This is a genomic window from Rhizobium mayense, from assembly GCF_030272705.1.
In the GTDB taxonomy this organism is placed as follows: Bacteria; Pseudomonadota; Alphaproteobacteria; order Rhizobiales; family Rhizobiaceae; genus Rhizobium; species Rhizobium mayense.
Window position 1 is genome coordinate 17,961 of sequence record NZ_JARFYM010000053.1, and the last position, 11,351, is coordinate 29,311.

Consider the following 11,351-nt stretch of genomic DNA (forward strand, 5'->3'; position numbering starts at 1 on the left):
TATGACAATCACAAAGCACTGCCGTCGCAAGCTTCCATAAGATAAAAATACCCGGCGAAATCGCTCTCGCCGGGTTCAGCCACGATTGCTTCGCAAGCGCGATCAAAAGATTTGATCATACGCATCCTGCATGGCCTTGACGAAATCGTCCTCGCTGCGATTCGGGTCGCTCCAATATTTGTCGGCCTCCTCCCAGATCGTTCGATACCAGTCGGCGTCAGCGGTATTGAAGGGGTTGGAGACCTGCTTGTTCGGGTCCTTCAGCGTGTCGAGGACGAGCTTGTTGCAGGCATCGAGATTGGTGGTGTCGACATCGGTGCGAACGGGGCTTGCGCCCTTTTTCAAGACGAAAGCGGCGTTGATTTTCGGATCGACATCGAGTTTTGCAAAGTCCTCCTGGGCCTTGGCGGTATCAGCATTATTGGTGTTCAGGAAGCCCCAGGCATCGACCGTCACCACCACGGCCTTGGTGCCGGGGATGTTGATGCAGTCGAAATCGGTGCCGAGCTTCTTGTTGGCGGCGAGGAATTCACCCTTCATCCAGTCGCCATGGATCTGCAGCAGCGCCTTGCCGGTGATGACGAGATTGGTCGTGTCGTTCCACTGACGGTTCGGCGAGCCGGGATCGGTGTGCTGCTGAATCTGGCGGAAGCGCTTCAGCGCCGTGCGCATTTCCGGCGTGTCGATGACGCTCTTGTCGGGCTTTTCGCCATAGAAGCGATTGTAAATATCGGGGCCTACCTCGGCGGCGATCACCGCCTGCAGGAGGTAGGCCTTCTGGAACTGGTCGCCGCCTTGCGCGATCGGGATATAGCCCTTGGCTTTCACCTTGTCGAAATCCGCAAAGAGATCGTCGAGGGATTTCCAGGACTTGGGATCGACGCCGGTCGCTTCGGCGACGTGCTTGTTGTAGTAGATCATGCCATCGATATGGACCGTCGCCGGCGCCTTCATGATCTCGCCGTCGACGGTGATGTTCTTCAGGACGGCCGGCGGAAAATTCTTGGTGGCGCCGATGCTGTCGAAGAGTTTGGTCAACGGGACGCCAAGGCCCTGTTTGGTCAGGTCGCGATAGATGCCGGGGTCGGAGTTCATGAAGATCGCGGGCGGATTGCCGCCGGTGATCATGTTCATCAGGCTGACATTGGCGCCGGAATCATGGGCGATCGACAGGTCCTTCCACTGGTGTCCGTCCTTGCCCCAGGCGTCTCGCAATACGCCGAGCGCGGCGATTTCGGAGGGTTTCGACCAGGTATGATAGACGACGACCTCATCGGCCGAAGCCGTGCCGCCGAGCACTGTACCCGCCAGCAACGCCGCGGCCAGGCCAAAAGTTTTCCACTTCATCATGCTTCCTTCCTCCCATCAGACTTATCTTCAAAACACTTAAGCCTCACAGCCGCTGGCCCGTCCGCGCGTCGAAGACGTTCAGCTTGTCGAGCGGCAGATAGACCGGCAATTCGGTGCGGCCCCGGTAGCGATTGGCATTGCGACCATCGATGCGAACGGCGACCGTCCGCCCGGCAAGCGTCAGAAACACGAAGGCGTCCGGGCCGGATTTCTCGAAATATTCGACCGGGCAGTCGAAACGCACGGTCTCGCCGCCGTCCTCATGCGGCTCCGTGAAGAAATCCTCGGCACGAAAGCCGACCTTGACCGCGCTGCCGGCAACGCCCTTGTTCTTCCACTTGTACGCACTGAGATTGATCGAGACGGCGTTCGGCTCGTCGACCGCGACAAGGCCGGTGCCGTTCTGCTTGACCGTGCAATCGAGCACGTTCATTGCCGGCGAGCCGACGAAATCGGCAACGAAGAGATTGGCAGGCTCGTTGTAGATCTGGTCCGGCGTGCCGAACTGCTGGATGACGCCGTTGTCCATGACCGCGATCTTGGTCGCCATCGTCATGGCCTCGACCTGATCGTGGGTGACGTAGACGACGGTGTTCTTCAACTGGTTATGCAGCTTCTTGATCTCGATGCGCATCTCGTTGCGCAGCTTGGCGTCGAGATTGGAGAGCGGCTCGTCGAACAGGCAGACGCCGTACTGCTTCACCAGTGCCCGACCGATGGCGACGCGCTGGCGCTGGCCGCCGGAAAGCTGCGACGGCTTGCGGTCGAGCAGGTGCTCGATCTGCAGGAGCTTTGCCGCCCAGGCGATGCGCTTGTCGGCTTCCTCCCGGGAAATGCCCCGCGAAGAGAGGCCGAAGTTCATGTTGCCGCGCACGGTCTTGGTCGGATAAAGCGCATAGGACTGGAAGACCATGGCAAGCCCGCGGTCCTTGGGGTCGAGATAGCTGACGTCGTGCTCGCCGATCCTGATCTCGCCGCGGTCGATCTCCAGAAGTCCGGCCAGCAGATTGAGCAGGGTGGTCTTGCCGCAGCCGGAAGGGCCGAGCAGAACGAGGAATTCGCCGTCGCCGATCTCCAGGTTGAGATTTTCGATAACGGTGAGGGCGCCGAATTTCTTGACGATATTATTGAAGGCAATGGTCGGCATTAAGCTATCCCTTGATTGCGCCGGCGGTGATGCCCTGCACGAAGAATTTGCCGAGAACGAAATAGATGACGAGCGGCGGCAGGGCGGTGAGCAGCGCCGAGGCCATGTCGACCGCGTAGTTCTTGGCGCCCGTCGTCGTCACGGTGATGTTGTTCAGCACCACCGTCATCGGCTGCGTGTCCTGCGCGCCGAAGGTGAGGCCGACGAGGAAGTCGTTCCAGATGCCGGTGATCATCAGGATCAGCACAACGACCATGATATTGCCCGACATCGGCAGGACGATTTCGAAGAAGATGCGCCAGAAGGAACCGGAATCGATCATCGCCGCCGCGATGATCTGCTGCGGCAGGCCGCGGAAATAATTGCGGAAGATCAGGGTCAGAAAGGGCAGCGACAACACGCTGTGAATGACGGCGATACCGAAGGTGGTGCCGTAGATATGCAGGCCGCCTGCGATTTTGATCAGCGGATACATGATGATCTGGAAGGGCACGAAGGCGCAGATGAACAGCACGAACAGGAAGCCGTTCGCCCATTTGACGTTCCAGAGCGCGAGGCCATAGCCGGTGACGATCGAAAGCGAGATCGTCAGCACCAGGCTCGGCGCCAGGATATAGAGCGAATTGATGAAGCCGACGCGCACTCCGTTACAGTTCATGCCGGAACAGGCCTGTGTCCAGGCATAGGACCAGGCTTCCGTGGTCCAGGGCGAGGGCAGGGAGAAGATCTGTCCGAGGCGGATCTGATCCATCGTCTTGAACGAGGTTACGATGACCACGTAGAGCGGCACGGCGAAGAAGGCGGCCGCCATCAGCAGGAAGACGAAGATCACCACGCGGCTCGGCCGGATCAAGGGCCGCCGCCTCGCCTTGACGGTAACAGGCGCCGACGTGCCGGCATTGGAACTGATCGCCGTCATGTCGCGCTCCTCTTCTGTCTCCAAACGGTCACTAGAACCAGCGGCAGGAACAGGACCAGCGTGGTCAGCAGCATGATCGTCGCACCGGCCGAGGCATAGCCGAGATTCTGTTTCTGCCAATAGGCATCGATGACGAAATAGGCGGGCATGATCGAGGTGCCACCGGGGCCGGCATTGGTCATGGCGACGATGATGTCATAGGCCTTCACCACGCCGATGCAGAGCAGGATGATGCAGGTGAAGAAGGTGAGCTTCATCATCGGGATGATGACTTCGATATAGAGCCGCCAGAAGGGCACGCCATCCAGGCGGGCGGCCTGCCAGATCTCGGTGTTGATCGATTTCAGACCGGAGAGCATCAGCGCCATGAAGAAGCCGGTCGACTGCCAGACGGCGGCGAGAATGACGCCGAACATGACGGTGTCCTGGCTCGCCAGCCAGTTGAACGAGGCGCTTTGCCAGCCGAGCGCATGCAGTACGTTTTCGACGCCGAGGCCGGGATTGAACAGCCAGCGCCAGACGAGGCCGGTGACGATCAGCGATATGGCGAGCGGATAGAGAAAGATAGTGCGGAAGATGCCCTCGCCGTGGACTTCCTTGTCGATCATCGCGGCCAGGATGAAGCCGAGGATGATGGAAAACAGGCTGCCGATCGCGAAAATCACCAGGTTCTGCAGCGACAGCAGCCATGAGGCGTCATGAAACAGCCGCCAATATTGCTTCCAGCCGACCAGTTCGTAATCGGGAAAGCGCCGGCTCGCCGTGAAGGACAGATAGACCGTCCAGGCAATGGCGCCGATAAAGAATACGAGCGTCATCAGGGCCGCCGGCGCAACGGCCAGATGCGGCGTGACACGGCTCCACCGGATTCCCATGAGCCTCCTCCCCAGGTCTGTGCCGCTCACTCCTCAGAAAGCCTGCAAGTCCTGTTTTTATATGAACTTCCTCTAGTTCATAATGAATTAAATATTGGGGCGGGTTGCCGCAGATGTCAATGACGCCAGGGGATTCATTTGCCGTTAGGGGCAGGGGAAGAGTTTGAAGTCGGGCAAGTCCGCTGCCGTCGCAATTCTGTGCCAGGCCCCTCACCCGGGAGAGGGGGCTCTACGGTGGCTAACGCCGCATCTGTTCATATGGAGGCGCCAATTATTTTGCGCTGTCGTCCTCTCGCCCCGCTTGCGGGGAGAGGGCTAGGGTGAGGGGCCATGCACGACGTTGCGGCATCGGAGAGCGTGCCTGACAATCTCATCGATGGGCTGCCACCGTGATTGCCAAATGCCACGTCACGGCTCCTCACCTCCGGCGATGAGCGCATTTTCACTCAGCAGATCGCGCCACAAAGTGGGGCCTCCGAAGGCGCCGGATTTGGAGATGACCGTGGTCCCTTGCCATGGGCCGCCGACAATCGTGGAGCGCGGCAGGCCTGGTGCTGCTTGGCCGGTGATGCTGAGGGCGGTGACGTCGAGCGCCGAGCAAAGATTTCGCAAGGTTTCGCCGCCGGCGACGATCAATGTGGCCGGGGCCGGCAGTGCCTTGGCTATGCCGCCGAAGGTTGCCGCGATCCGCCTTGCCGCATCGTCGCGTGCGAGCCCCGTCGGCAGATCGAGGCTGACCATGGCGACGCCGCTTTGCTGGATTTGTCGATCGACGGCATCGGCATCAGCGCCTTCCGAAAGCTTCAGCCAATTGGGACTGCAGGCCTGGAGTTGCGCAAGCGTGATCGGTTGATCCGAGCCGAACAGGCCAAGCACCGGTCTTAGCAGCCTGCGCGACATCGGCACGGCGGGTGCGGGGCGTCGTTCATTCGCGCCCTTTTCGGTGCGTGGGAGATGATGCGTCGCCAAATCGATATTGCGCGCCAGTGCTCGGGCCAGCCCGCCGGTACCGCTCCAAAGGACCGGTCCCTGTAGCTCAGATGATACCCATGCGATGACGGCGTCGAGATCATCGTCCGAATGGGCATCGAAAACATGGATGCCATCCGGAATGGGCTGATGGCCTCCGGCATCGACAGAGTGTTGGGCGAGCACCGTGTTGAAGGCCGGCAATCCCTCCGCTCTCAAATGAGCGACGAGATCGCCACTGATATCGCGCCAGGCGTCCTTCCCCGCAAACAGCACCTGCCGTCCGCCGCGTGTGTGCCGCCCGTGATGCGGAAAGGCCGGCGCCAGAACGCAGTGCCGCCAGTGGCCGAGCCGGAAGCAGGCCGCAAGTTCCGCAGCCCAAGGGCCGCGAAACAGGCTATCCACCTTCTTGAAGGCAAGGTCGGCCCCCTCCAGCAGCGGCGCGATGCTTCCGACGATTGCAGCTGCTTCGTCCGCCGATTTCTCGCGCGTGCCGCTATCGATCGCAAGGCAATCCGGCAGGCTCGCCGGAAGCGCATCGTCGCGCTGCACTTCGATCGGACCATAGACGCCGACGAATTCGACGGCGGTGTCAAGCGCGCCGGTCAGATCGTCAGCGATGAGGCGGAGGGTGGGCATGAACTAGGGAGCCTTCAAAGGGCCTTACGCTTATCGGATATGGAAGCTGGACCTTACGGTTGCCCAGACGAAGCGCAATCTTCAGCCTTCCATAAGGCTTGTCAACGGGTTGCTTTGTCACCGTTTCATTGATCTGGCTGCGATATCAGTCGCGTTTGCTCGCCAGCGCATAACCGAGCGCTGCCCAGCATAAGATCGTCAGTTTCTCTGAAAATCGGGGAAATCAGCGCTAAGAGTAACCTCCTTCCAGGCATCGAAATTCGCTTTAAGCGCTTCAAGACGCTTGTAGGCAATATCAAGCGCTGGGGCGCCCAGCAGCAACCGAAGTGGCGGCACTTCAGCTTCGACCGCCTTTATGATTGCGGACCCGGCGCGCGAGGGATCGCCGGGCTGATTGCCGGAGGAGGCTCTGGTGGACTGGCGGCGCTTTCCCGCCGTGCCGTCATAGTCGTCAATCCTGATTGGGGACTCGACCATCGAGCTTCCGGCCCAGTCGGTACGAAACGCTCCCGGCTCGACAATTGTCACTTTCAAGCCAAGCGGAGCAATCTCGTATGACAGTGATTCCGAGATCGCTTCCACGGCAAACTTTGTGGCATGGTAATAACCGGTGGCGGCGAATGCGACCAAGCCGCCTAACGACGAAATGTTTACAATGTGACCCTTCCTGCGGGCGCGCATACCCGGCAATACTTCCTTGGTGACATCAATCAGGCCGAACAAATTCGTTTCGAACTGTTTGCGCACGCCCTCATCATCACCTTCTTCGATGGCCGCGAGATAACCATAGCCCGCGTTGTTGACGAGCACATCAATTCTGCCAAAAGCGGCGATGGAATCGGCCACTGCCGCTCTGATCGTGGATTTGTCGGTAACATCGACGCGGAGTGCCAGAGCGCGTCCTTCGTGCTGGGCGACAAGGGTCTCTAGCTGTTCAGGCTGCCGCGCCGTCACAACCGCTCGCCAACCCCGCTCGAGTACGGATTTTGCAATCTCAAATCCCAGGCCCGCAGACGATCCGGTGATAAACCATACAGGTGTGTCGCTCATGTTCAGCTCTTTCGTTTGATTGATTTGGCGGCCTTCATGTCGAAGGACCGCATTGGCCAAATCTAGGAGCGGCCGACGTCCAAGCGTTAGGGCAGAAGGACCAGACTTTCATACGATCCTTCCAATTTTTGCAGACGGGGAATGGAATATTATGTATGGGAAACGCCGCCATTATCGAGGGCCGGATTTATGGAACCGTCGACACAGCTACGAGACCTGATCAGTCGTCACGCTGCCGTTCAAAAGCAGGCGACCGAGGTGCAAGGATTGACACTTTACAAAGTGGGTCAACCGACACTGCCATCCGACTCTGTCTATAGCCCGAGAATTTGCTTGGTATTGCAGGGGGCGAAGAAGATTCAGCTCGGAGAGCGGACTTTCAGCGTCGATTCCTCGCAATATTTCATCGCGACAGTCAGCCTGCCGGTGTCAGCTCGCATTGAGCAGGCTGATCCGATCAGCCCACACCTGGCGCTCACCTTCGAACTGGACAGGGAGGAGATCGCAAAGATTCTCGCGGAAATGCCATCGACCCATGCGGCGGAGCATTACGATCGCACCGGAATTGCAGTGTCGCAGCAAACACCAGAGATACTGCGTGCCGCATCGAACCTCGTATCCTGCCTGGATATGCCCGACGACATCGACATGATGGCAAAACTCGCGAAGCTTGAGCTGTATTACCGACTAATTCGCAGTGAGCTCGGGCCAATGCTGCGGCAGCTTGCGACGCACGGAACGAATTTGGCGCAAATTGGCCGCGTCACCGATTGGATAAGGCAACATTTCGCGGAGCCCATGAGCATCGGAAAACTGGCTGATATGGCGGGAATGAGCACCACGTCGCTGCATCGGCATTTCAAAGCCGTGACATTGATGACGCCGCTACAATATCGAGCACTCATTCGACTGCAGGAAGCGCGTCGCAGGTTACTCCTTCGTGAGGCAAGCGCGCGAGAGATTGGATTTGACGTCGGCTACGACAGCCAAACGCAGTTCACCCGTGAATACCGCAAATTATTTGGTCGACCGCCGGCGACAGATGCAGCGTTTCTCGGCGGCAGATGAACTTGACTCACCGGATAATTTGTTCTGGAGAGTGAACCGCACCGGGTTTGCTCGTGTCCCAGCGCCAGGGCCATGATGTTCCGTTGCTTCAAGGAGAACAGATGAGCTACGATTTCCATGTGGGCCAGAAGGTCGTCTGTATCGATGACACCTTTAAGCATGTCAGCATCGACCAATTGATCCGCAAGGGCACGATCTACACGATCCGCTGGGTCGGCGAATATACGCATTATGTCGACGGCACATTCATCGGCGTGAAGCTCGAGGAAATCCATCGCGGCGACGACGATGGCCCCGAGGGTTATGGCGCCGCCGATATGCCCTACCGCGCCAGCCGCTTCCGCCCGCTGGTGAAGGACAAGATTGCCTCGCTCAGAAAACTGCTGGCGCCGACGCCGGATGCGCCGGCAGAGCCGAAGGTCAAGACCAAGAAGACGGAAAAGGTCTGACGGGAAGACGGAATGGGCGGCGCCTCGATCTTTGCCGCCCTTGTCGTTAGAGCCTAGGCCTGCCGAGCTCTGACAAGCCCATGTTCGATCAGCCGGTCGACGAGTTCCGGATAGGAAATGCCGGATGCGCCCATGGCCTTGGGATACATGCTGATATTGGTGAAGCCGGGCATGGTGTTGATCTCGTTGATGACGACGCTCTGATCCGGCCGCACGAAAAAATCGACGCGCGCCAGGCCTTCGCATCCGAGCGCCCTGAAGCCTTCGGCGGCCATGCGCTTCAGCACCTCGGCCGTCTCGGCCGGAATATCCGCGGGCACGGTGATCACGGCGCCATTCTGATCGAGATATTTCGCTTCGTAGGAATAGAAGCCATGGGTCTCAGCGGTGGCGATCTCGCCCGGCACGGAGACGAAGAGCGTACCATCCAGCTGTTCCAGCACCGCGCATTCGATTTCGCGGGCGCGCACGAATTCCTCGACCAGCACCTTGCGGTCATGCCGGAAGGCTTCGGCAAGCGCGCTTTCGAACTGACCGGCATCATGCACCTTGCTGACCCCGACCGACGATCCCTGGCGCGTTGGCTTGACGAAAACAGGCGAGCCCAGCGCGCTGGTGATGTCACCGAAGCTCGGGATATCGCCGCGCTGCAGGGTGACGGAGCGCGCGACCGGCAGGCCGGCCTCGCGCAGCAGGCGCTTTGCTATATCTTTGTCGATCGCGTTCGCCGACCCCAGAATGCCGCAACCGACGAGGGGGACGCCGACGATCTGGGCGAGGCCCTGAATGGACCCATCCTCGCCGTTCAGCCCATGCAGCACCGGAAACAGCACGTCGATATCAGGCATTTCGCGCGCACCTGAGCCCCCCAGCGCCATGAGCCGGCCCTTGCCGCCCGGAGCCAAACAAACTTCCGTGCCTTGATAAGCAATCGGCTCAGGCAGCGGGCCGCCCTTTTCCTCGACCAGCAGCCACCGCCCCGCCCGATCGATCAGGATCGGCACGATCTCATATTTCCCGCCGTCGATCGCCTTGATGACATTGCGGGCCGACATGATGGAAACCTCATGCTCGGTGGACTGACCGCCAAACAGAACGGCGACGCGTAGTTTCGACATTAAGGTGGATCTCCCCGGGCCAAGAAGGATGTGATGGGAGAAGGGTTTAAACGGGGGATTGCAGCTAAATTGGGGAGGAAAGAAATACGGGTGGGAGACGGCTTTCGCTTTTGCGTACAGGCGGCCGTTGATTATTTCCTGTCCTGGCGGGTGGCGTGCCGTTCGTTGCTACCTATGCTGCTGGTAAGGTGCTTTACTCTCCGGTAAAGGATCGTAAGGCGTTCCCAAAGGACCGCTCGGGGTGCTAGCTGTCGATACGCGAGAGAGTCTCTGAGATCGGTCTAGCGCTCGATTCTGCCGACTGGCTCGGACCAAACTACGCTCCCCATCTGCCCCGCTGTGCGCTATAATTCCTAATATTCAGGCAGAGAACGGAGGCACAGATGGCCAAGTTCGTTTCACAGATCGCGTCGACGACAATGGCGGCAGCGGTTGCCGCCTGTGCGTCAATGTCTGCTCAAGCGATGCCAATGCCGGCGGTGCATGAAATTGCAGCGGCCAAAGCGCCCGGCAACGTCCAGGAGGTCTACTGGCACGGAGGATGGGGTGGTGGTTGGCATGGCGGCTGGGGCGGTGGTTGGCATGGCGGATGGGGTGGCTGGCACGGCTACTACGGCGGCTATCACTATCACAACGACTATTGGTATCCGTTGGCAGCGTTTGGGGCAGGTGCATTAATCGGCGGTCTCGCGGCCCAGCCCTATTACTACTCCCAGCCCTACTACTATCCCCCGAGCTACTACTATCCCCGTGCGAGCCATTACGCGTGGTGCCAGGGGCGATACCACCTGTATCGGTGCCGGTTGGCCTACTGATACGGGTTAGCGGGTGTGCGGAAGCCTGTAAGATCGGCCAGCGCTCGCTTCGGCCAGGTGCCTTAGCGAGGCGCAGATCAATGTCCCTGTTTTCAGCCTCGGACAAAAACGCTTTGGATTACAAGAGCTTTAATGATCAGCGGGAAAACTGGTGCTGCTAGAGAGATTTGAATTTTCTCAAAAGCACCCAAAAAGCCCGGAAAATAAGGCTTTTGGCACCACCCCTATGATGTCGGGTGTACCAATATTGTGGACCAATTCTTTAACGCGGCCGACAGAAAAATGTCAACATTCAAAGCAGTTTTTGGATAGCTTACGGCGACCACAACCTGCTCAGTTTATGTTGCATATAACCTTCTCAAAATAAGTAGGGCGCGGGACGGTGGCGAGCGCCTGTCAGGCAGAATGAGCGGCAGTTGGATGTGGCATGTGGTGGGGCGCGTTATGCTGCCCTCGATCTCAAGGGTCGTCTGCGAATTTGGCGAAGCCGCTCGCGAGCCAACTTGCTAGCTATCCCGCCATTGCAGAAGGAATGACGAAATCTGTGTAGCCAGGCCAAGCACGGCTGACGATTGTTGCGATGTTGGCCCGATAGACCAACAAGCGGCTTAGTTCTTCTTTCGTTGACCATTTGCCTGGAGGCATTGCAGGATGCTGCTTCAACTAGGAGAGGGCGGCATTCATATGATTCCCACAACGCTCATCAATGCGGTGACCCGGGGTGAAGTTGTTCTGTTTTTCGGGGCGGGGATAAATTACGATTGCAGACATCCTGATGGCCGAAAAATGCCGCTTGGGAATGATCTGCGAGACCTTCTCGCAGATCATTTCCTAGGTGGCGAATGTAAAGACCTGAACCGCGCCGGGTTTGCCGGAGGCTCCAACTCGTGAGAAAGTGGAGCCGATATGAGCAAGACGACCAACAAATTTTCACCTGAAGTTCGTGACCGAG

General features: G+C 58.8%; 11 protein-coding genes. 4 read left to right on the forward strand and 7 right to left on the reverse strand.

The genetic code is table 11. The annotated features are described in order from the left end of the window. Nucleotides 1-102: 102 nt before the first annotated feature. The 6 genes from PY649_RS32575 to PY649_RS32600 all read right to left on the reverse strand — a co-directional run bounded on the left by PY649_RS32575 (nucleotide 103) and on the right by PY649_RS32600 (nucleotide 6,949). Nucleotides 103-1,350, reverse strand: a complete 1,248-nt coding sequence (locus PY649_RS32575) for an ABC transporter substrate-binding protein (protein WP_285873058.1) — start codon at nucleotides 1,348-1,350, stop codon at nucleotides 103-105. 43 nt (nucleotides 1,351-1,393) lie between these two features. Further along, a complete protein-coding gene (locus tag PY649_RS32580) occupies nucleotides 1,394-2,497 on the reverse strand; it encodes an ABC transporter ATP-binding protein (protein WP_285873059.1) in 1,104 nt (367 codons plus the stop codon). A gap of 4 nt (nucleotides 2,498-2,501) precedes the next feature. Then, nucleotides 2,502-3,416 (reverse strand): carbohydrate ABC transporter permease, encoded by a 915-nt coding sequence (locus PY649_RS32585; RefSeq protein WP_285873060.1) that lies wholly within the window; start codon nucleotides 3,414-3,416, stop codon nucleotides 2,502-2,504. After that, entirely contained in the window at nucleotides 3,413-4,291 is an 879-nt protein-coding gene (locus tag PY649_RS32590) for a carbohydrate ABC transporter permease (protein WP_285873061.1), read from the reverse strand. Before PY649_RS32590 ends, PY649_RS32585 begins: the two co-directional genes overlap by 4 nt. A 408-nt stretch (nucleotides 4,292-4,699) precedes the next feature. Next, nucleotides 4,700-5,899: a four-carbon acid sugar kinase family protein gene (locus PY649_RS32595; protein ID WP_285873062.1), complete on the reverse strand. Its 1,200-nt coding sequence runs from the start codon at nucleotides 5,897-5,899 to the stop codon at nucleotides 4,700-4,702. 198 nt (nucleotides 5,900-6,097) lie between these two features. Beyond that, the gene (locus PY649_RS32600) at nucleotides 6,098-6,949 is read right to left on the reverse strand and encodes an oxidoreductase (protein WP_285873063.1); all 852 of its coding nucleotides are present in this window, start codon (nucleotides 6,947-6,949) and stop codon (nucleotides 6,098-6,100) included. Between the two features lie 141 nt (nucleotides 6,950-7,090). Between PY649_RS32600 and PY649_RS32605 the strand changes: the two genes are divergently transcribed. After that, nucleotides 7,091-8,017, forward strand: a complete 927-nt coding sequence (locus tag PY649_RS32605; protein WP_285873064.1) for an AraC family transcriptional regulator — start codon at nucleotides 7,091-7,093, stop codon at nucleotides 8,015-8,017. Between the two features lie 101 nt (nucleotides 8,018-8,118). Then, nucleotides 8,119-8,466, forward strand: coding sequence for a CAP-Gly domain-containing protein (locus tag PY649_RS32610; RefSeq protein WP_285873065.1), 348 nt, complete (start codon nucleotides 8,119-8,121; stop codon nucleotides 8,464-8,466). Between the two features lie 53 nt (nucleotides 8,467-8,519). Here the strand turns inward: PY649_RS32610 and PY649_RS32615 are convergent, their stop codons facing one another. Beyond that, nucleotides 8,520-9,584 carry a D-alanine--D-alanine ligase family protein gene (locus PY649_RS32615; protein ID WP_285873066.1) on the reverse strand — a complete coding sequence of 355 codons (1,065 nt, stop codon included), beginning with the start codon at nucleotides 9,582-9,584 and terminating at the stop codon, nucleotides 8,520-8,522. Nucleotides 9,585-9,967: 383 nt separating this feature from the next. On the opposite strand from PY649_RS32615, the gene PY649_RS32620 reads away from it, so the two are divergent. Further along, entirely contained in the window at nucleotides 9,968-10,399 is a 432-nt protein-coding gene (locus PY649_RS32620; RefSeq protein WP_285873067.1) for a BA14K family protein, read from the forward strand. A 651-nt stretch (nucleotides 10,400-11,050) separates the two neighbouring features. Then, entirely contained in the window at nucleotides 11,051-11,290 is a 240-nt protein-coding gene (locus tag PY649_RS32625) for a hypothetical protein (RefSeq protein ID WP_285873068.1), read from the forward strand. The last annotated feature ends 61 nt before the right edge of the window (nucleotides 11,291-11,351 follow it).